Raw genomic sequence first — 23,887 nt, 5'->3', positions numbered from 1 at the left:
CCGTGGGTCCTGTGGTGGGCCGAACGGGCTATTTGCCCGTGAACTTCTCGTACTCCTTGAGAACGTCCTCGGTCGGGCCGTCCATGCGCAGCTCGCCGCGCTCCAGCCACAGCACGCGGTCGCAGGTGTCGCGGATCGACTTGTTGTTGTGACTGACCAGAAACACCGTGCCCGCGCTCTTGCGCAGCTCGCGGATCCGGGCCTCGGACCGCCGCTGGAAGGAGCGGTCACCGGTCGCGAGGGCCTCGTCGATCATCAGGACGTCGTGGTCCTTGGCCGCCGCGATGGAGAAGCGCAGCCGGGCCGCCATGCCGGACGAGTAGGTCCGCATCGGCAGGGTGATGAAGTCGCCCTTCTCGTTGATGCCCGAGAAGTCGACGATCTCCTGGTAGCGCTCCCTGACCTGCTCGCGGGACATGCCCATCGCCAGACCGCCCAGAATGACGTTCCGCTCGCCGGTCAGGTCGTTCATCAGGGCCGCGTTCACGCCGAGCAGCGAGGGCTGGCCGTCGGTGAAGACCTTGCCCTTCTCGGCGGGGAGCAGACCGGCGATGGCCCGCAGGAGCGTGGACTTGCCGGAGCCGTTCGAACCGATCAGGCCGATGGCCTCGCCCCGGTACGCCGTGAAGGAGACGCCCTTGACGGCGTGCACCTTGCGCACACCGCGCTCCTCGCCCCGCTTGAGGATGCGGCTGAGCGCGGCGGTGGCACTGCCCTTGCCGGTCCTGGCGCCGTTCACGCGGTAGACGATGTGCAGCTCGTCCGCGATGACGGTCGGGATGGGCGACCTCTTCTCTGGCTCAGCCACGGCCGTACCTCTCCTCGGCCTTCCAGAAGTACACAAAACCGCCGACGGCCGTGGTCACGGCCCAGAAGACGGCGAGGGCCCACACATGCTGGGGCAGGTGGGCGGGGCCGTAGCCGTCGATGAGCGCGTAACGCACCAGGTCCATGTAGACGGCGGCCGGGTTCGCCTGGAGCACGCGGACGATCCATGCGGGGCGGCCGACGAGCACGGCGCTGATGGAGAACATGACGCCGGAGGCGTACATCCAGGTGCGCAGGACGAACGGCATCAGCTGGGCGAGGTCGGGCGTCTTGCTGCCCATCCGCGCCACGATCAGCGCGAGGCCGGTGTTGAACATGAACTGGAGGAACAGCGCCGGGATGATCAGCAGCCAGGACAGGCCCGGGTAGCTGCCGAAGGCGATGACCACGACGAACAGCACGATCATCGAGAAGAGCAGCTGCTGGAGCTGCTGGAGGGCGAACGAGACGGGCAGCGAGGCGCGCGGGAAGTGCAGCGCGCGCACCAGCCCGAGGTTGCCCGAGATCGCCCGGACGCCCGCCATGACCGAGTTCTGCGTGAAGGTGAAGACGAACACGCCGGTCACCAGGAACGGGATGTACACGTCGTGGGGCATACCGCGGCCGACCTTCAGGATCAGGCCGAAGATCAGGTAGTAGACGAACGCGTTGAGCAGCGGCGTCGCCACCTGCCAGAGCTGGCCCAGGTTGGCCTGGCTGTACTGCGCGGTGAGCTTGGCCTGCGAGAAGGCGAGGATGAAATGCCGCCGTCCCCACAGCTGACGGACGTACTCGACCAGTCCGGGCCGGGCACCGCTGACCGCGAGCCCGTACTTCGCGGCCACTTCGGCCGCGGACAGCCCGTCGTCGGGTGACGGCAGGCCGCTCACCGTGATGCCGCCGTCTTGTGTGGTACTCACAAGGGCAAACTTTCGTCTTCAAGATGCGCACGGCCGGGTCGGGCACCGGCATGAACCGGCGACCGGGTCGGGCCCGGGTGCTCTCAAAGTCGAGCTTGTCAGATGACCGGGGGTCGGCCCAGTCGAGTCAGCCGCCACACCGTGCGCCACCGCATGGGACGGCGGGGTCCGCACGGACTCGTCCAGCCTTCCCGGAATCCGCCGAACCAGGCCCGCAGGGCGGCCCGCGAGGGGCGGCGCAGCAGCGTCAGGAGCATCCAGACGCCGAGGTAGACCGGGACGAGCGGAGCGGGCAGGTTGCGGCGCGCGAGCCAGACGCGGTTGCGGGCCACCATCCGGTGGTACACCGCGTGCCGCGAGGGGGCGGTCGTCGGGTGGTACAGGACCATGTCGGAGCGGTAGTCGATCATCCAGCCGGCGTCGAGGGCCCGCCAGGCCAGGTCGGTCTCCTCATGGGCGTAGAAGAAGGCGTCCGGGAGCCCGCCGACCTCGGCGAGGACCTTCGTACGGACCGCGTTGGCGCCGCCGAGGAACGTGGTGACGCGCGAGGAGCGCATCGGGTCGGCGGCCCGCAGCCTCGGGACGTGGCGGCGCTGGGTCTCACCGGTCTCGGGGTCGGCGATGCGGAAGCTGACGATGCCGAGTTCCGGGTCGTCCGTGAAGGCCCGGCGGCACAGCTCGGCCGTGTCGTGGCGGGCCAGCAGGCCGTCGTCGTCCAGGAAGAGGAGGACGTCGACGTCGGTGCCGCCGGGGCCGAAGGCCTCGATGCCGACGTTGCGGCCGCCGGGGATACCGAGATTCTCGGGCAGTTCGACCGTTCGGACGCCCGCGGGGACGTCCGGGACGGGTGAGCCGTTGCCGACCACGACCACCTCGACACGGTCGCCGTCCTGCTTGGCGACGGAGTCGAGGAGGGCTCGCAGTTCGTCGGGGCGGTTGCCCATGGTGATGATCACCGCGCCGACCTTCGTCGCCGCGCTCACTTGAGCCTGCTCGAAGCGAGGATGGACACCAGGTGCAGCACGGTCTGCAGGAGCGCGATGCCGGCGAGCACGGCGGTGCCGAGGCGGGTGAAGAACAGGTCGCCCCTGATCTGGTCCACGACCGCGAGGACCAGGATCAGCAGGGACGCCTCGATGCCGAGGATCAGCCGGTGGAACTTGAGTGCCGCGGCGGCCCTGCGGGCCAGCGCCACGCCCGAGGAACGGGGCTCGGACGCGGACTCCTTGACCGGCGCCAGCCCGCTCTGATGGCGGGCGACACCGACGAGATCGGTCTCGGCCTTGACCAGGATCGCGCCGAGGGCGGCCAGCGTGCCGAGGAAGGCCCACAGCCAGTCGACGCTTCCGGTGCCCCACGGGTCGGCGGCGCGCAGACCGAGGCCGACGAGGACGGCCGCGTCGGTCAGATAGGCGCCGACCCGGTCGAGATAGACCCCGCCGAGCGAGTACTGCTTCTTCCAGCGCGCGATCTCGCCGTCGACGCAGTCGAGCAGCAGATAGAGCTGGACCATCACCACGCCGAGCACGGCGCCCACGATCCCCGGCACCAGCAGTGCGGGGGCCGCGAGCACGCCGCAGAGGGTCATCAGGTACGTGAGCTGGTTGGGCGTGACCCTGGTGTTCACCAGGTAGCGGTCGCAGCGCAGCGAGATCTCTCGCATGTACAGGCGTCCCGCCCAGTGCTCACCGCTGCGCCGGTCCTTCACCCCTGGGGGGTGAACGACGGGGCGGAGTTCAGCTACCGATGGCCTTGGCATAGTCGGAGTAGATGTCCTTGATCTGGTGGGGTTTCAGGTCGAGATGTTCGAGGATCGTGTAACGGCCGGGCCGGGTCCGCGGAGCGAACTCCACGACCTGCACGAACTCGTCCACGGTGAAGCCGATCTCCTCGGGCAGTACCGGCAGTCCGTGCCGGTGCAGCACCTCGGCCATGTACGCCGCCTCCTCGTGGGCCCCGCGCAGATACATCGCGAAGGCCGCGCCCAGGCCGCACTGCTCGCCGTGGCTCGCCGCGCGCTGGGGGAAGAGAAGGTCGAAGGCGTGGTTGATCTCGTGGCAGGAGCCGGAGGCCGGGCGGGAGTCGCCCGAGATCGACATCGCGATGCCGGTGAGGACGAGTGCCTCCGAGAGGACCTGGAGGAAGTCGTTGTCGCCGATACCCCCGGGGTGCCGCAGGACGGCCTCGCCCGCCTGGCGCGCCATGGCGGCGGCCAGTCCGTCGATCTTCTCGCCGTTGACCCGGTTGGACAGCTCCCAGTCGGCGATCGCGTTGATGTTGGAGACCGCGTCCCCGATACCCGCCCGGACGAACCGGACCGGCGCCTCACGGATCACGTCGAGGTCGATCACCACGGCGATCGGGTTCGGCACGCCGTACGAGCCGCGGCCCGCGTCGTTGTCGAGGGTGGCGACCGGCGAGCACAGACCGTCGTGCGCGAGGTTCGTGGGCACCGCGACCAGCGGCAGCCCGACCCGCGCCGCGGCGAACTTCGCGCAGTCGATGATCTTGCCGCCGCCCAGGCCCACGACCGCGTCGTAGTGCCCGGACTTCATGGCGTCGGCCAGCCGGATCGCGTCGTCGAGCGTGCCGCCGCCGACCTCGTACCAGCTCGCTCCGGGCAGTGCCGGGGCGATCCGGTCGCGCAGCCGCGCGCCCGAGCCGTTGCTGACCGCGATGGCCAGCTTGCCCGAGTGGGAGATCCGCTGGTCCGAGAGCACGCTCGCCAGGTCGTCCAGGGCACCCGGACGGATGTCGACGACGACCGGCGAGGGGATGAGCCTCGTCAGTACTGGCACGCGATCTCACGTCCCTTGGCGAGGTCGTCGTGGTTGTCGATCTCGACCCACTTGACCTCGCCGATCGGCGCGACGTCGATCCGGAAGCCGCGGTTGACCAGCTCCTGGTAGCCGTGCTCGTAGAACTGCTGCGGGTCGGTCTCCCACACCGTCTTCAGGGCGTCGGCCAGCTCGGCGGCGGCGGCGCCCTCGATGAGGGTCACGCCGATGTACTCGCCGGTGGCCTCGGACGGCTCCATGAGCTTGGTGATCTTCTGGACGCCCTTGTCGGGGTCCACGACGACCTTCATCTCCTCGTCGGCGAGCTTCTTCACCGTGTCGAGGGCGAGGATGATCTTCTTGCCGTCACCGCGGGCGGCGAGCAGCGTCCGTTCGACGGAGACCGGGTGCACGGTGTCACCGTTGGCGAGGATCACGCCGTCCTTGAGGGCGTCACGTCCGCACCACAGGGAGTAGGCGTTGTTCCACTCCTCGGCCTTGTCGTTGTCGATGAGCGTGATCTTGAGGCCGTACTTCTCCTCAAGGGCCGCCTTGCGGTCGTAGACGGCTTCCTTGCGGTAGCCGACGATGATGCCGACCTCGGTCAGGCCGATCTCGGCGAAGTTGCCGAGGGTCAGGTCCAGGACCGTGATGGAATCCTCCATGCCCGCGGGGCCCACCGGCACAAGAGCCTTGGGGAGGCTGTCGGTGTAGGGACGCAGACGCCGTCCGGCGCCGGCCGCCAGCACAAGGCCGATCATGCGGGTTCTCCTTCATCGTGTACGGCGGGTGCCCCGGAGGACACCCAGAAGCGGATGCTCTCGACGAGCACCAGCAGCGCCACGGCCACGGCGAGCGCCGTGAGCGCGACCTTGAACTGTGCGGCGGTGAGCAGCGCGGCCAGGACGGTGACCAGCAGCGTCCTGCCTTCGTGCCCGCCGATCGCCCGCACCAGCCAGTGCGGGGGGGCTCCGGCGTTTCCGCGAATGCGGTACACCGTGTCGTAGTGATGGTAGGCGACCGCGGCCACCAGACCGAAAGCCGCCGGAAGTGCTCCGTTCACGTCGGCGTCGACCGCCAGTACGAGAACGGTGAGGTATTCGGCGGCGCGGAAGAGCGGGGGGACCAGCCAGTCGAGGGCGCCCTTGAGGGGCTGGGAGAGGGCCAGGCCCGAGGTGACGGCGTAGGCGACAGCACCGCCGACGATCAGCCAGGAGTCGCCCGAGGCGAGGGTGTTGCCGAGGACCAGGACACCGATCACCGCGTACAGCAGCGGCGAACCGGCGTAGAACCGCGTGTTGGGGCTGCGCCACCTGGCCGCGTATTCGGCGAGCGGACCGTTGTCCGCGAGGTCGGCCAGGGCCTGCGCCGCGCGGTCCGTGCGGCTCGCCTTGCGGGTGAGCGAGCGCAGCACCCGGCCCGCCGTGGTGTACGTGGCCGCGAAGGCGCAGCCGGCGAGCAGTGCGTAGAAGGTGATACGGGGAGTCGTCAGCGCTGTGAGAACGGCGATCATCGCCCATCGTTCGCCGATGGGCAGGACTATCATCCGGCGCACCCAGACCGTCCAGCCGACGCTGTCGAGCTTGTCCGACAGGGCCGCGGTGGGGCTGGTGTTGGCCGTGGCGTCGTGGTTCGCCTCGTTGAAGGAGAAGTCCACGACGTGCCGGCAGGTCTGCAGGATCATCGCGCCGAGCGCCAGCGCCCACACGTCGTCGCCGCCGCGGGCCGCGCCGAGCGCGAGGCCCGCGTAGTAGGCGTACTCCTTGGCGCGGTCGAAGGTCGCGTCCAGCCAGGCGCCGAGCGTCGAGTACTGGAGGGAGTAGCGGGCGAGCTGTCCGTCCGTGCAGTCCAGGACGAAGGAGAACATGAGCAGCAGACCGGCCGCGACGTAGCCGGCGCGGGTGCCGGTGGCGGCGCAGCCCGCGGCGATGAGCGCGGTGATCAGCGAGGCGGTGGTGACCTGGTTCGGGGTCAGACCGCGGCGGGCGCACCAGCGGGCGATGTAGCGCGAGTACGGGCTGATGCAGTACGTGGTGAAGAAGCCGTCGCGGGCCTTGACGGCGCTGCGCAGCCGTACGGCCTCGTCGTCGACGGCCAGGACGGCCTGCCGGACCTCGTTGCGCTCCTGCGGATCGGCGGGGACGGCGGCGACGAGGGTGCCGAGTTCCGGGCGGTACACGGCGAGGTCGTCGGCGTCGAGTGCCGCGCCGAGGCGATCGGCGAGGTCCTCGGTGGCGACGGCCGCGTTGCCCGCGGCCACGGTCTCCCGGGTCACGGCGCGGGTCAGCGCCCGCCGGGCCTCGGGCTGTACGGATACGGCGCCGGGAAGGGCGGAGGCCGCGAAGCGCGGGTCGGTGAGACCGAGGCGCAGGGCGTGTACATGCCCGACGAAGCGGGCGTCGACGACGGCGACCCGCTCGTTCGCCGGCACGGCGGCGAGCAGGGTCTCGGTCTCGCCCGCGTCGGAGGCGAGACCCACGTCGAAGCCGAGCGACCGCAGATCGCCTTCGAGCGACGATCCGGGGACCGGCTGGCCGGTGAGGATGGCGGTCGGCAGCGAACTCACTCCCTGAGTGCCGGCGCGGCCTGGCGCCCGGCGTGTGCGTGATGGGATGGCCCCCGGTCCACGGCGGCGGCCCCGGCGGCATGTCGGCAGAGGCTATCGGATGAATGGAAGCGGGCGTTCACCACCCGTTCACGGCCCGATCAGCCGATTTTGTCCAGCGGGCGCCGCGATCATCATCAGGGATTCCGGGCCCGGGTCACAAGCGCGGCTTCGCACACCGGCGCATTCCCGGCATCGCGCACGGCGCCCCGCGAGGCTCCCGCGAGCGGGACCCGGCGGACCCGGCGCCGGACCCGCATAGGGTGGTCGTCCATGACATGGCTGATCACAGGCGGAGCCGGATACATCGGGGCACACGTGGCGCGGGCGATGGCGGAGGCCGGGGAGCGCGTCGTCGCCCTCGACGACCTCTCGTCCGGCGTACAGAACCGGCTTCCGGAGAGCATTCCCCTCGTCCAGGGGTCGTCACTGGACGAGGATCTGCTCAAGCGGGTCCTGGCGGAGCACGCGGTGACGGGTGTGGTGCACCTCGCCGCGCGCAAGCAGGTCGGTGAGTCCGTGGCCGAGCCGACGCGCTACTACCAGGAGAACGTGGGCGGCCTCGCGACGCTCCTGGAGGCGGTCGCCGGGGCGGGCGTCAGGCGTTTCGTGTTCTCCTCGTCGGCGGCCGTCTACGGCAACCCCGATGTGGACCTCATCACGGAGGACACCCCCTGTGCCCCGATGAGCCCCTACGGCGAGACCAAGCTCGCCGGCGAGTGGCTGGTCCGGGCGACGGGCCGGGCGCACGGCATCGCCACCGTGTGCCTGCGCTACTTCAACGTGGCGGGCGCGGCCTCGCCGGAGCTCGCCGACACCGGAGTCTTCAACATCATCCCGATGGTGTTCGACCGTCTCACCCGCGGCGAGGCCCCCCGGATCTTCGGCGACGACTACCCGACGCCGGACGGCACCTGCGTACGCGACTACATCCATGTCGCCGACCTCGCCGAGGCGCATCTCGCGGCGGCCCGGCGGCTGGCCGGCGACGCGAGCGGCGATCTGACGGTGAACATCGGGCGCGGCGAGGGGGTCTCCGTGCGGGAGCTCCTGGCGCTCGTCTCCGAGGTCACCGGGAGCACCCTGGAGCCGGTCGTCGAGCCGCGCCGCCCCGGTGACGCCCCGCGCGCGGTCGCCTCGGCCGCCCTGGCCGCCGAGCGGCTGGACTGGAGCGCGCGGCGCGAGGTACGCGAGATGGTGGAGTCGGCGTGGCGGGGCTGGCTGCTGCACCACCCGGAGACCAGCGTCACATGATCTTACCGGCGCCACTCTCGGCGCCGCTCTGACCTGCGGATCGTTTCCGCAGGTCAGAGCATATGACAACGGTGTTCAGTGCCGCGTTGCCCGATACCCCCCGCCCGTAGTTGACTGGGGTGACCGAGCGGAAAACAGGAGGCGGGCTTTCATGGGGGCTGGGCACGACCACGGGCACGCGCACGGCGCTCCCCCGACCGGTACGGCGACAGCCGCGTACCGCGGGAGGCTGCGTGTCGCGCTGGCGATCACGCTCACCGTCATGGTCGTCGAGATCTTCGGCGGTGTGCTCGCCGACTCGCTCGCGCTCGTCGCGGACGCGGCGCACATGGCGACGGACGCGCTGGGTCTTGGCATGGCCCTGCTCGCGGTCCACTTCGCGGCGCGCCCGCCGAGCGAGAAGCGCACCTTCGGCCTGGCGCGGGCCGAGATCCTCGCCGCGCTCGCCAACTGTCTGCTGCTGCTCGTCGTCGGCGGCTATGTGCTCGTCGAGGCGATCCAGCGCTTCATCACGCCCGCGGACACCAACGGCGGACTGACCATCGTGTTCGGTGTGATCGGTCTGGTCGCCAACACGATCTCGCTGACGCTGCTGATGCGCGGGCAGAAGGACAGCCTGAACGTGCGCGGTGCCTTCCTGGAGGTGGCGGCGGACGCGCTGGGCTCGGCGGCGGTCATCGTCGCCGCGGTGGTGATCATGACCACCGGCTGGCAGACTGCGGACCCGATCGCCTCGATCGCCATCGCGCTGATGATCGTCCCGCGCACCTGGAAGCTGCTGCAGGAGACGCTCGACGTGCTCCTGGAGGCGGCGCCCAAGGGGGTCGACATGGCGGACGTACGCGCTCACATCCTGGCCCTCGACGGGGTCGAGGACATCCACGACCTGCACGCCTGGACCATCACGTCCGGCATGCCGGTCCTCTCCGCGCACGTGGTCGTCAGCTCGGACGTCCTGAACGCGATCGGCCACGAGAAGGTCCTGCACGAACTCCAGGGCTGCCTCGGCGTCCACTTCGACGTCGAGCACTGCACGTTCCAGCTGGAGCCGAGCGGACACGCGGAGCACGAGGCGAAACTCTGCCACTGACCGGCCGGTGACCGCGCGGGCGCCGGTGCCTGTTCCGGCACCCTCGACGGCATCGGCCGTTCCGGCGGCCACGCGAGTGCCGGTGGCCGTCCGGTGCCGTTTCGACCGGCTACCCGAACACTTGTCCGACCCCCCTCCCGGCGATTCCGTGCCGGTGACACCGGGCACGATCAGGTGTCCGGCCGCTTCCGGCGTCCGACACGGGTCGGCCGCACTTTCCGCTCGGGGCTCCCCGGGGCGGGACATGCGGAGCCGCGAAGTGCCGGGAGTGCCGGTTTCGTACGGCAGACTTGGGGCTTGAAGACCGATGCGAAGGATGGGTATGCCGATCACACCTGCCACCGCGACGCACAGTTCGTCGAACGGCACCGTTGAAGCGATCTTGCTGGAACTGGTCGACGAGGACGGCAACACGATCGGTACGGCGGAGAAGCTCGCGGCCCATCAGGCCCCGGGACAGCTCCACAGAGCGTTCTCGGTGTTCCTCTTCGACGAACAGGGCCGGCTGCTGTTGCAGCAGCGCGCCCTCGGCAAGTACCACTCCCCCGGTGTCTGGTCCAACACCTGCTGCGGCCACCCCTACCCGGGCGAGGGACCTTTCGCGGCGGCGGCCCGGCGGACGTACGAGGAGCTCGGGGTGTCGCCGACCCTGCTCGCCGAGGCGGGCACGGTCCGCTACAACCACCCGGACCCGGAGTCCGGCCTGGTGGAGCAGGAGTACAACCACCTCTTCGTCGGGATGGTGCAGTCGGTGCTGCGGCCCGACCCGGAGGAGGTCGGCTCGACGGCCTTCGTGACCGCCGCCGAGCTGGCGGAGCGGCACGCCGAGGACCCCTTCTCGGCGTGGTTCATGACCGTGCTGGACGCGGCCCGTCCGGCGATCCGGGAGCTGACGGGCCCGTCCGCGGGCTGGTAGCCGGTCCGCTACACGCTCGGAGCGAGCGGCAGGGCGGCCCAGATCACCTTGCCGCCGTCCGCGGTGTGCTCGACGTCGCACACTCCGCCGAACTCCCGGGTCACCTCACGCACCAGCAGCAGGCCCCGGCCCCCGGTCTGCCCGTGGTCGGCCTCCAGAGCGGTCGGGCGGTAGGGGTGGTTGTCCTCGACGGACACCCGGACCCACTCGGCGCCGACCGCGACCTCCACCGCGAGCATCGGCGACAGAAGTGCCGCGTGCTTGACGGCGTTCGTGACCAGTTCGGAGACGATCAACAGCAGTCCGTGAACGACATCGTCCGCGACCGGCACCCCCTGGCGGACCAGCAGATCACGGACGGCGTGCCGCGCCTGCGGCACCGAGGCGTCGACGGCGGCGGCGGTGAACCGCCACACCCCCTCGTACGGCAGCGGTCCCGGCAATCTGACGCCGGGAGTCGCGCCTCCGCCTTCGGGGCTCGGGTCGGACCCCCGCCCGAGGTTCTCCATCGTCCGGTCGCCACCCTTGCGCTCGATTGTCACCACACGTCGAGTGTTGGTAATGCACTGGTCCGTACCGGTTGACTGAACAGAAGTCAGCAATTATCGATGATTCCTGATCGCCGACGTACGACACCGCCGATTCTGCGACAACTCCTGGCCTTTTGGTGGCGACTTCCGAAACTATTCGGGTTGTACGGGTTTGCCCCTCGTCCGACCCGATTCGTTCCCCGCGGTTCCGTCGCCCGGGAAACGGCCCGAGACCATGATCGGAATCCGGCCGGCGGCTGCGGATAGCATCCGGTGCATGGAGCCGCAGCTGTTGCATCACGTCGACGACGGGGTCGCCACCGTCGTCATCCATCACCCCGCCAAGCGGAACGCCATGACGACGGGGATGTGGCGCGCTCTGCCGCCTCTGCTGGACGAGTTGAGCGCTCGCGCCGATGTGCACGCTCTCGTGCTCACCGGTGAGGGCGGCACGTTCTGCGCCGGGGCCGACATCTCGACGCTGCGGGATTCCCCGGACGAGGCTCAGGGTCTCGCCGTGCTCGCCGAGGAGGCCCTCGCCGCGTTCCCGAAGCCGACGCTGGCCGCGATTCGCGGCTACTGCGTGGGCGGCGGGTCCCAGCTCGCGGCCGCCTGCGATCTGCGGTTCGCGCAGGAGGGATCGCTGTTCGGGGTGACTCCGGCGAAGCTCGGCATCGTCTATCCGGCCTCCTCCACCCGGAGGCTGGCGGCACTGGTGGGTCCGTCCGCCGCCAAGTACCTGCTCTTCTCCGGCGAGTTGATCGACACCGAACGCGCGCTGCGCACCGGTCTGGTGGACGAGGTGCTGTCCGAGGGCGAACTCGACAAGCGGGTCGCGGAGTTCACCGGTGTCCTGGCAGCGCGCTCCCTGCTGACGCAGGCGGCGGCGAAGGAGTTCGCGAACGGGCGCACCGACCGTGACGCTCACTGGGCGGAACAGGCACGCGCCGGCGGCGACACCGCGGAGGGCGTCGCCGCCTTCCTGGACCGCCGGCAGCCGCACTTCACGTGGACCCCGTGAGGGCTCGCCGACCGCTCAACGGGTGTGAAACCGGCGGCATCGGCGGCCAGACGAGCAGGAAACGGCTCTTGCTCCGGAACTCCTCGACGAGGTGCGCGGGCGCCTTGTCCGGGGACCCGGCGCCGTAGGGCGGTTGTGGGTCGTACCCGGTCAACAGCTGGACGGCCTGGGCGTGTTCGTCTCCGGCGATCCGGCCGAGCAGGGCGAGTAGGCCCAGTGGGTCGTCGCGCGGCGGCCGGCGAGAAGGCCCGCCGCCGCGAGCAGTCCGGCGCCGGTGCACACCGAGACCAGGCGCTCGGCGCGCGGACCGTGGGCGCGCAGCCAGTGGATCAGGAGGGGATCCGGGCGCCGGGTGCCGCTGCCGCCGGGAACCAGCAGGGTGTGCGCGTCGGCGCGTCGGCGAGCGCCCGGTCCGGGACGAGGACGAGGCCGCTGAAGGAGCGCACCGGGGCGCCGTCCGGGGAGGCCGTGCCGATGCGGTACGAGCCGGCGCGGTAGGTGTCGGCGCCCGCGAACACCTTCAGGGGGCCGGTGACGTCGAGGCTCCGCGCGCCGTCGAAGAGGGCGATCAGGACGGTTCGCATGTCCCGATTCCCGACCGGCGCGCTTCTGGCCGCGATGACGAGAATCCCGCCTTTCCCGCCATCGCGGGTCTCGCTGTTCACGGCATACCAACCAGTCGGTAATGTGCGGGGTATGACTCCCTCACTGCCGGAGCGCGCCGGGCGGCGCTGCCACAACGTCCTCAATCCGCTCCACTCGACGCACTACTTCTCGCCCGATCTGGGACGTGAGCTGGCCGCGGTCGGCATCGAGAACGACCGGACCGCGTACTTCGCGGTGCGGGCCGCCGCGTTGGGCGCGGTCGGCGCGGGCACGGTGACGGCGACGTTCTTCAACTTCCGGCACGGACTCGTGGCCGAGCACGTGCCCGCGGTCTGGCGGACGGCCTCTCCGGAGACGGTGCTCGCGGCACGCCTGCGCGCCGTGGACGCGACACTCACACGGCTGCTCGGCGAGGACCTCATCGCCTCCAAGGAGGTGGCCGAGGCCGCCGAACTCGCCCTGCGGGCCGCCGAGGCCTGCGGCACGGCCGCCCGCCCGCTGTACGCCGCGCACGCGGACCTCCCCGTCCCCGAGGCACCGCACCTGGCGCTCTGGCACGCCGCCACCCTGCTGCGCGAGCACCGCGGCGACGGTCACCTCGCGGCGCTGCTCGACGCGGAGCTGGACCCGGTGGAGGCCCTGGTGAGCCACACCGCGACCGGCAAGGGCATGGCCCCCAGGTGGGTGCTGGGCACGCGCGGCTGGTCCCGGCAGGACTGGGATGCGGCGTCCGGGCGGCTGCGGGAGCGCGGGCTGCTCGACGCGGAGGGCGAGCTGACGCCGGCCGGTACGGCCCTGCGCCAGGACATCGAGGCCCGGACGGACCGCCTCGACCGCGCCCCCTACGAGCACCTGGGCGCCGCCGGGGTGGAGCGCCTCACCGAGATCGCCAAGGGCCTGCTGATGACCGCGTTCGCCGCCGGCGCGTTCCCCGACGGAATGATCGGCAAGGGCTGAGGAGGCCCAACCGCTCCCGGCTCCGCCCGCCGGGAGCGCGAAACGGTCCCGGCCCGCGGCACGCGACCCGGTCGAGTGCCGCCCTGAGCCCCCGTTGTCGGTGTCACCTGCCACAATTGCCGCGCAACCTCAGTGGAGAAGGCGGTACGGGATCGTGACGACACCCCTCGTAGGGTCCATCGAAGGCAGGATCGCCGAGGAACTCGGCGTACGGGAGCGGCAGGTCAAGGCCGCCGTCGACTTGCTCGACGGCGGTTCGACGGTGCCCTTCATCGCCCGCTACCGCAAGGAAGCGACCGAGATGCTCGACGATGCGCAGCTGCGCACCCTCGAGGAGCGGCTGCGCTATCTGCGGGAGCTGGAGGACCGGCGGGCCGCGATCCTCGACTCGGTGCGCGAGCAGGGCAAGCTCAGCGCGGAGCTCGAGGCGCAGATCAGGGCCGCCGAGACGAAGGCGCGCCTTGAGGACATCTATCTGCCGTTCAAGCCGAAGCGGCGCACGAAGGCGCAGATCGCGCGCGAGGCGGGTCTCGAGCCGCTGGCCGAGGGCCTGCTCGGCGACCCGTCGGTCGACCCGCTCGCCGCGGCGGCGGCCTTCGTCGACGCCGACAAGGGCGTCGCCGACCCGCAGGCCGCTCTGGACGGCGCCCGGTCGATCCTGACCGAGCGGTTCTCCGAGGACGCCGACCTGATCGGTGAGCTGCGCGAGCGCATGTGGGTGCGCGGGCGGCTCGCCGCGAAGGTGCGCGAGGGCAAGGAGGAGGCGGGCGCCAAGTTCGCCGACTACTTCGACTTCGCCGAGCCCTTCAAGCAGCTGCCCTCGCACCGGATCCTCGCCATGCTGCGCGGCGAGAAGGAGGACGTCCTCGATCTCGTCCTGGAGCCGGAGGAGGCCACCGAGGGGCCTTCGTCGTACGAGGGGATCGTCGCCCACCGGTTCGGGATCGCCGACCGCGGCCGGCCCGGCGACAAGTGGCTGACGGACACCGCCCGTTGGGCCTGGCGCACCCGCATTCTCGTGCACCTCGGCATCGACATGCGGCTGAGGCTGCGCACCGCCGCCGAGGACGAGGCGGTGAACGTCTTCGCGGCGAACCTGCGGGACCTGCTGCTCGCCGCTCCGGCGGGCACGCGCGCGACACTGGGCCTGGACCCCGGTTTCCGTACGGGCGTGAAGGTCGCCGTCGTCGACGCGACCGGCAAGGTCGTCGCCACGGACGTGATCTACCCGCACGTCCCGGCCAACAAGTGGGACGAGGCCGTCGCCAAGCTCGCCCGGCTCTCCAAGGAGCACGCGGTCGACCTGATCGCGATCGGCAACGGCACGGCCTCGCGGGAGACCGACAAGCTCGCCGGTGAGCTCATCGCCAAGCACCCGGAGCTGAACCTCACCAAGGTGATGGTGTCGGAGGCGGGGGCGTCGGTGTACTCGGCGTCCGCGTTCGCCTCCCAGGAGCTGCCCGACATGGACGTGTCGCTGCGCGGCGCCGTCTCCATCGCGCGCCGGCTCCAGGATCCGCTGGCCGAACTGGTGAAGATCGACCCGAAGTCGATCGGTGTCGGGCAGTACCAGCACGACCTGTCCGAGGTGAAGCTGTCCCGTTCGCTGGACGCGGTGGTCGAGGACTGTGTGAACGGCGTGGGCGTGGACGTGAACACCGCCTCCGCCCCGCTGCTGGCCCGGGTCTCCGGCATCACCTCCGGCCTCGCGGAGAACATCGTGGCGCACCGCGACGCCAACGGCCCCTTCATCTCCCGTACGGCGCTCAAGGGCGTGGCACGGCTGGGCCCCAAGGCGTACGAGCAGTGCGCGGGCTTCCTGCGGATCCGGGGCGGGAACGACCCGCTGGACGCGTCGAGCGTGCACCCCGAGGCGTACCCGGTGGTGCGGCGGATGGTGAAGACGGCCGGCAGCGAGGTCGCGTCGCTGATCGGCAACACGGGTGTGCTGCGCTCGCTGAAGCCGGCCGACTTCGTCGACGAGAGCTTCGGTCTGCCGACCGTCACGGACATCCTCCGGGAGCTGGAGAAGCCGGGGCGTGACCCGCGGCCCGCCTTCAAGACGGCCACCTTCAAGGACGGCGTGGAGAAGATCTCCGACGTGGTGTCCGGGATGGTCCTGGAGGGGGTCGTGACGAACGTGGCCGCGTTCGGCGCTTTTGTGGACATCGGCGTCCACCAGGACGGGCTCGTGCACGTCTCCGCGATGTCCAAGACGTTCGTCAAGGACCCGCGGGACGTCGTGAAGTCCGGCGACATCGTCAAGGTGAAGGTCCTGGAGATCGACATCCCGCGCAAGCGGATCTCGCTGACGCTGCGGCTGGACGACGAGGCGGCGGCCCCGGCGGCCGAGGACGGCGGCCGTCCCCAGCGGGGCGGGCGGCCGCCCCAGCAGCGTGGGCAGCAGCGGCAGGGCCGCGGCGGCGGTGCGGGGGGTGGCACCGGGGGCGGCTCCCGTCAGGCGCCGCCGCCGGCGAACAGCGCCATGGCGGACGCCCTGCGACGCGCGGGCCTGACCGACCCCAAGCGGGGCCGGGGCTGACACAGGAGGGGCTGGCGGCTCCCCTCGGCGAAAGCGGACGGGAGCGCTCTCCCTTGGCGAAAGCCTGCGGGCGACGGCTGCCCTCGGGGACGCCTGCGGAGGGGCGGCTGCCCTCGGTGACAGCCGATGGGCGGCGGCTCCCCGCGAAAGGCGACAGGGGCGGCTCTCCCTCGGCGAAAGCATGGGCTGCGGCTGCCCTCGGTGGCTGGTGCGGAGGGGCGGCTGCCTACAACGGCAGCTGCCCCTCCGTGACGGGTCTCAGTGCTCTGTGACCTTGCCGTCCGCCACTTCCAGGCGGCGGGTCGTGCGGACCGCGTCCAGCATGCGGCGGTCGTGGGTGACCAGCAGCAGCGTGCCCTCGTAGGACTCCAGGGCCGTTTCCAGCTGCTCGATGGCCTGGAGGTCGAGGTGGTTGGTCGGCTCGTCCAGGACCAGCAGGTTGACGCCACGGCCCTGGAGGAGGGCCAGCGCCGAGCGGGTGCGTTCTCCCGGGGAGAGGGTGGCCGCCGGACGCAGGACGTGGTCCGCCTTGAGGCCGAACTTGGCCAGCAGCGTGCGGACTTCGGCGGGTTCGGTGTCCGGGACGGCCGCGCCGAACGCGTCCAGCAGTGACTCGGAGCCGTGGAAGAGCTTGCGGGCCTGGTCGACCTCGCCGACGACCACACCGGAGCCGAGCGTGGCGTGACCGGCGGACAGCGGGACCCGGCCGAGCAGCGCGCCCAGCAGGGTCGACTTGCCGGCGCCGTTCGCGCCGGTGACGGCCACCCGGTCCGCCCAGTCGATCTGGAGGGTCGCCGGACCGAAGGCGAAGTCCCCGCGCCGTACCTCCGCGTCCCGCAGCGTGGCGACCACCGCGCCCGATCGCGGGGCCGCCGCGATCTCCATGCGCAGCTCCCACTCCTTGCGCGGCTCCTCGACGACATCGAGACGTTCGATCATCCGCTGCGTCTGCCGGGCCTTCGCGGCCTGCTTCTCGCTGGCCTCGCTGCGGAACTTGCGGCCGATCTTGTCGTTGTCGTTGTTCGCCTTGCGCCGCGCGTTCTTGACGCCCTTGTCCATCCAGCCCCGCTGCATCTGGGCCCGGCCTTCGAGGGCGGTGCGCTTGTCGGCGTACTCCTCGAAGTCGTCGCGGGCGTGCCGGCGGGCGGTGTCGCGCTCTTCGAGATACGCCTCGTAGCCGCCGCCGTACAGCGTGATCTGCTGCTGTACGAGGTCGAGTTCGAGGACCTTGGTGACCGTGCGGGTGAGGAACTCGCGGTCGTGGCTGACGACGACGGTCCCGGCGCGCAGTCCGGAGACGAAACGCTCAAGGCGCTCCAGACCGTCCAGGTCGAGGTCGTTGGTCGGCTCGTCGAGCAGGAAGACGTCGTAGCGGGAGAGGAGGAGGGAGGCGAGTCCGGCGCGGGCCGCCTGGCCTCCGGACAGGGACGTCATCAGCTGGTCGAGACCGACGCCGAGCCCCAGGGAGTCGGCGACCTCCTCGGCGCGTTCGTCGAGGTCGGCGCCGCCGAGGTCGAGCCAGCGCTCCAGGCTGGTCGCGTACGCGTCGTCCGCGCCCGGCGCCCCGTCGACGAGCGCCTGCGTCGCCTCGTCCATGATCCGCTGGGCCTCGTCGACGCCGGTGCGGCGCGCGAGGAAGTCCCGCACGGTCTCGCCCTCGCGGCGCTCCGGCTCCTGGGGCAGGTGCCCGACGGTCGCGGACGGCGGGGAGAGCCGCAGTTCGCCCTCCTCCGGGGTGAGGAGGCCGGCGAGCAGCCGCAGCAGCGTGGACTTGCCCGCGCCGTTGGCGCCGACGAGCCCGATCACGTCGCCGGGCGCGACGACGAGGTCGAGTCCGGCGAAGAGCGCGCGGTCGCCGTGTCCGGCGGTGAGGTTCTTGGCGACGAGAGTGGCAGTCATCAGGAAGCCGATTTTAACGGCCCCCGGGGTCCCCCCGCGCCGCCGATCTCCGGGGCCCGCCATCCAGGGTCACCGGGCCACCGGCACTCCGACGCACCAGGGCCGCCGCTCCACCTGGACCGCGGGGCCGTCGGTCAGTGCGGCATCGCGGCCACCAGTACGCTGCCGGACGTCCTGGCCACGATGAACGACTCCCCCTTCATCGCCCTGGCCTCCAGCGGGATCCGGTGGTGGCCGGGTTCCAGGATTCCGTCGAAGACGTCGTGCGCGCGGGTGCGCGAGAGGCGGTCCAGGCGGTACGCGGTCAGCCGGACCCGGCAGGTGGAGGTGACCTCGACTCCGGCCTCGTCGTGGGCGGCGACGAGGCGGGTGAGCCGGCGCAGCTCCCGGGGGCTGCGGTCCAGGGCGTGCTCGATCTGCGCGACCAGCAGCGGAACGATCGGGGCGAGGCCCTCGACGTGGGCGACATCGACGCCCGCGCCGCGGAAGGACTCGCGTACGGCGGCCCGTTCCGCCTCGGGGACGGCCCGGCCGAACACCACCGCGCCGTAGGTGCGCAGTTCGTCCGCCGCGACCCCTGCGACCCCCGTGGCGTCGCGGGCGATGTCGGCGCCGATGCCGACGGCGCGCAGGGCGGCGGCCGGCTTCGCGAAGACGGCGCCCCGCGCGCCGATCAGCAGGACGCGGCGGCGGGAACCCGCGTCACCGTCGAGCAGGGAGGTCAGCGCGCCGCGGTACTCGCGGCCGTGGAAGCGGAACGGCCCTATGCCGTGGTAGCCGTTGCGTTCCAGGTCGGCCCGTTCTCCGGTCTGCCAGGCGAAGTCCCGCCAGACGTAGTCGTCGCCGGCCCGCTCGATGAGTGCGGTGACGGCACCGCACTCGATGCTCTCGCACTCGGGACAGCCGTAGATGACGTACCTGCCCCCTTCGAGCGGGGCGTCGGCCTCCAGGAGCAGGCCGCGCACCTGCGCGGTGAAGATCGCGGGCGGTACGTCGGAGGCGAGCGGGGACACGGCGTCGAGATCGGAGAGCTGGAACAGCAGCGGGCGTCCGTCGACGATGAAGTCGACGAAGTCCCGGTGTACTTGGTAGTCACCGTTGGCGAGGACTCCACCGGCACGCATCGCCGGTGCCAGGCCGAACGTGGCGTACTCGGCAGACATGCTGTGAGTATCCCCAGACGGAGAGTGATACGACCACGGCAGGACGGATTCCGCTACCGTCCCGGCATGAACCAGCCCGGTAGCGGCGATGTGATCGTGGTCGGCAGCGGAGTCGTCGGCCTGACGACGGCCGTGGTCATCGCCGAGGCCGGCAGGCGGGTCCGGGTGTGGGCGCGGGAGCCCGCCGAGCGGACCACCTCGGCGGTTGCGGGGGCGCTGTGGTGGCCGTACCGCATCGAGCCGAAGACGCTGGCCCGCGCGTGGGCACTCGTATCCCTCTCCGTTTACGAGGAGTTGGCGGCGCGGCCCGAGGAGAGTGGCGTACGTCTGGTCGAGGGAGTCATGGGCGAGACGCGGCTGGACGAGCTGGGGTCCTGGGCGGACCGAGTACCCGGACTGCGCGCGGCGACGGCGAAGGAGTACCCGGGGACCGCGTTGCGGGCGCGGCTGCCGTTGATCGACATGCCCGCGCATCTGCGGTGGCTGCGTGAACGGCTGCTGCGGGCGGGCGGGACGGTCGAGGAGCGGACGGTGACGGACCTCACGGAGCCGAAGGCGGCGGTCGTCGTGAACTGCGCGGGCCTCGGGGCCCGCGATCTCGTCCCGGATCCGGCCGTACGGCCCGTACGCGGGCAGCTCGTGCTCGTCGAGAACCCCGGGATCCGTGAGTGGCTCGTCTCGACGGACCCGGCGGCCGGGACGACCACGTACGTCTTCCCGCAGCCGGACCGGCTGGTCCTCGGCGGCACCACGGACGACGACGACTGGTCGCGGGTCCCCGACCCGGAGGTGGCGGCGGAGATCGTCGAGCGGTGCGCGGCACTGCGCCCCGAGATCGCCGGGGCGCGCGTGCTCGGCCACCGGGTGGGGCTGCGGCCGGTGCGCGACGCGGTCCGGCTTGAGCGCGAAGTCCGGCCGGACGGGCGGGTGTTGGTGCACAACTACGGTCACGGAGGTGCCGGGGTCACCGTGGCGTGGGGGTGCGCGCGGGAGGCGGCCGAACTCGTCGGTCCGACCGCCTCCGTCTGAACTCCGTCCGCGGCGGGTCCGCCGCAGCAATCCCCGCGGCCCGGGTCCGTTCCCCTCACCGGGGAAGTGGAACAGCGGATCAGTTGGTCAGTGGTCCTCCCCCGGGACGCGGAGCGCGGTGCGGGGGTCGCGTACGCCGTCGAGGACGGATACGGCCGGGGCCGCCGTGGACCCGGCCGTCGCCCGCGAGAACGCGTCCGCGCCGCCCACCAGGGGGACGCGGGCCGAGGTGCGGGACAGGTCGAGGGCCAGGGCCGGGGTGCTGGAGGGCGGGTCGATCAGATCCTTGTCGGTGCCCGCGACGATCAGCGCGAGCCGGTGGCCCTTCGGGACGACGTGGTCGGTGGCCGCCAGGTCCAGCGTGATGGTGTACGCCGTACCCGGCGTGAGCGGGACGCCTTGGTCCGAGGCGTAGTTGCCGAGGTCGGCCCAGCCGCGGCTGATCACGGTGTAGTCGACGTCGGTCTTGGCGGCCTCGGTCACCTGGTAGCAGGAGCTGTCGCCGGCCGTGCTCGCGCCCCAGCAGGTGCGGTCGGTGACGGTGGCGATGCCCTCGCCTGAGCCCGCGTAGTCGCGGATGGTGTCCGGGCCGAGGTCGACAAGCACGGCCGAGAGATGGGCCGTCGAGGTGGTCGGCGTGGCGGTGACGGTCACCTTGGAGGAGCCGGATATCCGCAGGTCATGGGTGAGCGGCTTGGTCGTGAAGCCGGCCTTGTCCGGAGTCGGCCGGTCGATGTGCGCGGCCCAGTCGGTCTCGCTCAGCCGCGGGTCGTCGGTGAAGGTCTCCGTTCCGGACCCGCCACGCAGTCCGAGGGTGCCGACGCCCGGCTGCGCGCCCGTGCCCGGACGCAGGGTCGTGGCGCTGGTGGTGCGGGGCGGCCAGACGGTGGAGGTGGCCCACTGGTCGGGGTGGCGTTCGATGTCGGCCATGGGCTCGTGGTCGATGCCGTTGTCGTAGCCGAGGAGTTCGTGGTCGAACCAGCGGTGCAGGGTGTCGACCCAGGCGGCGCGGCGGAAGTCGAAGGGGTCGACGTGGCCGGTCTGGGAGAGCCAGATCTTGCGCTCGACACCGTTCCTGGCGAGGGCGTCCCACCACTGGCCGAAGTTCTTGGTGCGGACGTTGAGGTCCTGCATGCCGTGGACGAGGAAGACGCTGGCCTTCACCTTCGCGGCGTTCTTGACGTAGTCGCGCTCGGTCCACAGTGACGTCCAGTCGCCGGTGCGCGGCGCCCCGTCGACCAGTTTCCGCTGCACGGCCGCGCACTTGGCCTGGGCGTCGGGGCTGTCGACGTAGCCGGAGAGCCAGTCGGGGCCGGAGTCGTAGAGCGGGGCGCCCTTGGCGAAGTAGTAGTCGTACCAGGAGGAGATGGCGCTGATCGGCACGATGGTCTTCAGGCCCTTGACGCCGGTGGCGGCGACGCCGTTGGCGATGGTGCCGTCCCAGCTCTTGCCGATCATGCCGGTCCTGCCGTTGGTCCAGGTGGCCCTGGCCGTGGCGGCGCCGGTGCGGGTGGTGTAGCCCTTGGCGCGGCCGTTCAGCCAGTCGACGACCGCCTTGGCGGACTGGATGTCGGAGCGGCCGCCCACGTCGACGCAGCCGTCGGAGCGGTTGGTACCGGCGAGGTCGACGCCGACGAAGGCGTAACCGCGCGGCACGAAGTAGTTGTCGTAGAACAGCGGCATCTGGACGACGTGGCCGTTCGCGTCGTACGTCTTGACCTGGCTCTCGTTGCCGCGCCCGCAGCAGGAGTAGTACGGGCTGGCATCCATGATCACGGGTATCTTGCGGCCCTGCCCGGCGAGTTCGCGGGGGCGGACGATGTCGACGGCGACCCGGTCGCTCTTTCCGTCCCTGTCACCGTCGAGACCGGTGTCGACCCAGACGGACTCACGGATCGCGTTCTCGTACGAATAGACCGGGGCGCTCTCCCGCGGGGCGCCGTGTGCGGCGACCGGGACGAGGAAGGCGGCCATCAGGGCGGCAACGGCCGCCGTCGCGAGCGATCTCCAGGTCATGAAGCGCATGCGGCGCACTGGTATCGGCATGCGCGGAACGTACCCCGGTCAACTCCCGTGCGACAGAGGGCAGATGAAAGACCCATGGGGCTGGATGACTCATGTCGGCCGAATGGCGATCGTGTGACAGGGGTGGCCGTGGACATGACTGGGGCCACCGGGACTGAATAGGCTCCGGACCGACTTCACGCCCCGACGACTTGGAGCTTGACGTGCACCGCAGACTCATCGCCCCGGGCGCCCTCGCCGCCTCCCTGCTGCTGGCGATCCCGGCATCGGCGGCAAGTTACACACCGGGAGCACCGGGCATCGGCGACCCCTACTACCCGGCCTACGGCAACGGCGGATACGACGTCTCGCACTACGACCTGCGGCTCACGTACCAGCCGCGGACGGACGAACTGGAGGGCACGGCCACCCTCCTGGCGACCACCACGCAGGACCTGTCCCGGTTCGATCTGGACTTTCTGCTCGACGTGAGCGAGGTCCGGGTCAATGGCGCGAAGGCGTCGTTCGCCACCTCGGGTCAGCACGAGCTGGAGATCACGCCGGCCGCGCCACTGGCCAAGGACACGGCGATCACCGTCGTCGTCCGCTACAGCGGAGTGCCGTCCACGAAGAGCGCGTACGGCTTCTCGACCTGGCACCGCACCCCGGACGGGGCGGTCGCGGCGGACGAGCCCGAGTCGGCGTGGTGGTGGTACCCGAGCAACGACCACCCGCTCGACAAGGCGACGTACGACGTATCCGTGGCCGTCCCGGACGGCACGCAGGCGATCTCCAACGGCACGCTGCAGTCCACGAGTTCACGCCTCGGCTGGACCCGCTACAACTGGCGGTCCAACAAGCCGCAGGCCACCTATCTGACCACGTTCGCGGTCGGGAAGTTCGACATCACGACCAGCACGTCCGAGGGCGGCGTCCCGGTCGTCAACGCCTACAGCAAGGACCTCGGCGACAACGACGGGGCGGCGCGCGCCAGTGTCGAGCGCACGGGAGAGCTGGTCGACTGGCTGAGCGGCTACTTCGGGCCGTATCCCTTCAGCTCCGCCGGCGGATACGTCCCCAACACCACCACCGGGTACGCGCTGGAGACCCAGACCCGGGTGTACTACAGCCCTCGGCAGTTCGCGAACGGCTCCAACACCTCCGTGGTCGTCCACGAGTTGGCGCACCAGTGGTACGGCGACGACGTGTCGCTCAAGGGCTGGAAGGACATCTGGATCAACGAGGGCTTCGCGCGCTACGCGCAGTGGCTGTGGTCGGAGCACGAGGGCGAGGGCACGACGCAGGAGCTCGCGGACTACGTGTACGCCTCGCATCCGGCGGACGACGCCTTCTGGACCGTGGCGCCCGGGGACCCGGGTCCTGACAACCAGTTCGACCTCGCGGTCTACGACCGGGGCGCGCTGGCGGTGCAGGCGCTGCGCAACCAGGTCGGGGACGACGCCTTCTTCGCCATCCTGAAGGGGTGGCCGAAGGAGCACGCGTACGGGAACGCGTCGGTCGGCGACTTCCAGAAGTACGCCGAGCGGGTGTCCGGCACGTCGCTCGCGGCGCTCTTCGACACCTGGCTGTTCCAGCCTTCGAAGCCGGCGTCGCCCGCGGCGCGGAGCGTGGGAGTCGCCCCCGCCTCGGCGGCGAAGGGTGCCGTGGCCCGGCCGAAGTCCTGGAAGAAGATCGCCGCAACTGATGCGGTCCACTCCGGCTGAGGCGCCGGCCGACCGGCCGACGGGGTCTCCGTCGCTCACCCCC

The 23,887-nt window shown here is 71.1% G+C and carries 19 protein-coding genes and 1 pseudogene; 8 read left to right on the top strand and 12 right to left on the bottom strand.

The window, feature by feature from the left end:
* Positions 1-28: 28 nt before the first annotated feature.
* The 7 genes from ACZ6KY_RS09850 to ACZ6KY_RS09820 form a co-directional block, all read right to left on the bottom strand.
* Positions 29-808, bottom strand: a complete 780-nt coding sequence (locus tag ACZ6KY_RS09850; protein ID WP_469309782.1) for an ABC transporter ATP-binding protein — start codon at positions 806-808, stop codon at positions 29-31.
* Complete coding sequence (locus tag ACZ6KY_RS09845; RefSeq protein WP_469309781.1) at positions 801-1,727, bottom strand: ABC transporter permease; 927 nt, start codon at positions 1,725-1,727, stop codon at positions 801-803. Before ACZ6KY_RS09845 ends, ACZ6KY_RS09850 begins: the two co-directional genes overlap by 8 nt.
* Positions 1,728-1,825: 98 nt before the next feature.
* The gene (locus tag ACZ6KY_RS09840; protein ID WP_469309780.1) at positions 1,826-2,710 is read right to left on the bottom strand and encodes a glycosyltransferase family 2 protein; all 885 of its coding nucleotides are present in this window, start codon (positions 2,708-2,710) and stop codon (positions 1,826-1,828) included.
* Positions 2,707-3,486, bottom strand: a complete 780-nt coding sequence (locus tag ACZ6KY_RS09835) for a CDP-alcohol phosphatidyltransferase family protein (protein WP_469309779.1) — start codon at positions 3,484-3,486, stop codon at positions 2,707-2,709. The genes ACZ6KY_RS09840 and ACZ6KY_RS09835 overlap by 4 nt, the downstream gene beginning before the upstream one ends.
* Entirely contained in the window at positions 3,464-4,525 is a 1,062-nt protein-coding gene (locus ACZ6KY_RS09830) for an iron-containing alcohol dehydrogenase family protein (RefSeq protein ID WP_469309778.1), read from the bottom strand. Before ACZ6KY_RS09830 ends, ACZ6KY_RS09835 begins: the two co-directional genes overlap by 23 nt.
* Positions 4,513-5,265, bottom strand: a complete 753-nt coding sequence (locus ACZ6KY_RS09825; protein ID WP_469309777.1) for a phosphocholine cytidylyltransferase family protein — start codon at positions 5,263-5,265, stop codon at positions 4,513-4,515. The genes ACZ6KY_RS09830 and ACZ6KY_RS09825 overlap by 13 nt, the downstream gene beginning before the upstream one ends.
* Positions 5,262-7,061 (bottom strand): DUF5941 domain-containing protein, encoded by a 1,800-nt coding sequence (locus ACZ6KY_RS09820; protein ID WP_469309828.1) that lies wholly within the window; start codon positions 7,059-7,061, stop codon positions 5,262-5,264. The genes ACZ6KY_RS09825 and ACZ6KY_RS09820 overlap by 4 nt, the downstream gene beginning before the upstream one ends.
* A 321-nt stretch (positions 7,062-7,382) precedes the next feature.
* On the opposite strand from ACZ6KY_RS09820, the gene galE reads away from it, so the two are divergent.
* The 3 genes from galE (at position 7,383) to idi (ending at position 10,369) form a co-directional block, all read left to right on the top strand.
* Positions 7,383-8,363: a UDP-glucose 4-epimerase GalE gene (gene galE, locus ACZ6KY_RS09815; RefSeq protein WP_469309776.1), complete on the top strand. Its 981-nt coding sequence runs from the start codon at positions 7,383-7,385 to the stop codon at positions 8,361-8,363.
* 151 nt (positions 8,364-8,514) lie between these two features.
* Complete coding sequence (locus ACZ6KY_RS09810) at positions 8,515-9,453, top strand: cation diffusion facilitator family transporter (RefSeq protein WP_469309775.1); 939 nt, start codon at positions 8,515-8,517, stop codon at positions 9,451-9,453.
* A gap of 322 nt (positions 9,454-9,775) precedes the next feature.
* The gene (gene idi, locus ACZ6KY_RS09805; RefSeq protein ID WP_469309774.1) at positions 9,776-10,369 is read left to right on the top strand and encodes an isopentenyl-diphosphate Delta-isomerase; all 594 of its coding nucleotides are present in this window, start codon (positions 9,776-9,778) and stop codon (positions 10,367-10,369) included.
* A gap of 8 nt (positions 10,370-10,377) precedes the next feature.
* Here the strand turns inward: idi and ACZ6KY_RS09800 are convergent, their stop codons facing one another.
* Positions 10,378-10,878 (bottom strand): ATP-binding protein, encoded by a 501-nt coding sequence (locus ACZ6KY_RS09800; protein WP_469309827.1) that lies wholly within the window; start codon positions 10,876-10,878, stop codon positions 10,378-10,380.
* A gap of 298 nt (positions 10,879-11,176) precedes the next feature.
* Between ACZ6KY_RS09800 and ACZ6KY_RS09795 the strand changes: the two genes are divergently transcribed.
* Complete coding sequence (locus ACZ6KY_RS09795; protein WP_469309773.1) at positions 11,177-11,920, top strand: enoyl-CoA hydratase/isomerase family protein; 744 nt, start codon at positions 11,177-11,179, stop codon at positions 11,918-11,920.
* A gap of 207 nt (positions 11,921-12,127) precedes the next feature.
* Here ACZ6KY_RS09795 and ACZ6KY_RS09790 read toward each other — a convergent pair.
* A pseudogene (locus ACZ6KY_RS09790) lies at positions 12,128-12,504 on the bottom strand (DJ-1/PfpI family protein); the annotation flags it as partial.
* Between the two features lie 112 nt (positions 12,505-12,616).
* On the opposite strand from ACZ6KY_RS09790, the gene ACZ6KY_RS09785 reads away from it, so the two are divergent.
* Together ACZ6KY_RS09785 and ACZ6KY_RS09780 are read left to right on the top strand one after the other, a co-directional pair.
* Entirely contained in the window at positions 12,617-13,483 is an 867-nt protein-coding gene (locus ACZ6KY_RS09785; protein WP_469309772.1) for an SCO6745 family protein, read from the top strand.
* A 154-nt stretch (positions 13,484-13,637) separates the two neighbouring features.
* The gene (locus ACZ6KY_RS09780) at positions 13,638-16,025 is read left to right on the top strand and encodes a Tex family protein (protein WP_469309771.1); all 2,388 of its coding nucleotides are present in this window, start codon (positions 13,638-13,640) and stop codon (positions 16,023-16,025) included.
* Between the two features lie 258 nt (positions 16,026-16,283).
* On the opposite strand, the gene ACZ6KY_RS09775 is transcribed toward ACZ6KY_RS09780, so the two are convergent.
* Together ACZ6KY_RS09775 and ACZ6KY_RS09770 are read right to left on the bottom strand one after the other, a co-directional pair.
* Positions 16,284-17,924: an ABC-F family ATP-binding cassette domain-containing protein gene (locus tag ACZ6KY_RS09775; RefSeq protein ID WP_469309770.1), complete on the bottom strand. Its 1,641-nt coding sequence runs from the start codon at positions 17,922-17,924 to the stop codon at positions 16,284-16,286.
* 134 nt (positions 17,925-18,058) lie between these two features.
* Positions 18,059-19,087: an oxidoreductase gene (locus tag ACZ6KY_RS09770; protein ID WP_469309769.1), complete on the bottom strand. Its 1,029-nt coding sequence runs from the start codon at positions 19,085-19,087 to the stop codon at positions 18,059-18,061.
* Between the two features lie 66 nt (positions 19,088-19,153).
* Between ACZ6KY_RS09770 and ACZ6KY_RS09765 the strand changes: the two genes are divergently transcribed.
* Positions 19,154-20,116: an FAD-dependent oxidoreductase gene (locus ACZ6KY_RS09765; RefSeq protein ID WP_469309768.1), complete on the top strand. Its 963-nt coding sequence runs from the start codon at positions 19,154-19,156 to the stop codon at positions 20,114-20,116.
* Positions 20,117-20,203: 87 nt separating this feature from the next.
* On the opposite strand, the gene ACZ6KY_RS09760 is transcribed toward ACZ6KY_RS09765, so the two are convergent.
* Complete coding sequence (locus ACZ6KY_RS09760) at positions 20,204-22,162, bottom strand: Xaa-Pro dipeptidyl-peptidase (protein ID WP_469309767.1); 1,959 nt, start codon at positions 22,160-22,162, stop codon at positions 20,204-20,206.
* Between the two features lie 182 nt (positions 22,163-22,344).
* Between ACZ6KY_RS09760 and ACZ6KY_RS09755 the strand changes: the two genes are divergently transcribed.
* Complete coding sequence (locus tag ACZ6KY_RS09755) at positions 22,345-23,844, top strand: M1 family metallopeptidase (protein WP_469309766.1); 1,500 nt, start codon at positions 22,345-22,347, stop codon at positions 23,842-23,844.
* Positions 23,845-23,887: the final 43 nt, after the last annotated feature.

It is taken from the genome of Streptomyces sp. NPDC042002 (genome assembly GCF_055588305.1).
The sequence above is the reverse complement of the archived record's forward strand: the minus strand, read 5'-3'. Positions and strand labels throughout refer to the sequence as shown.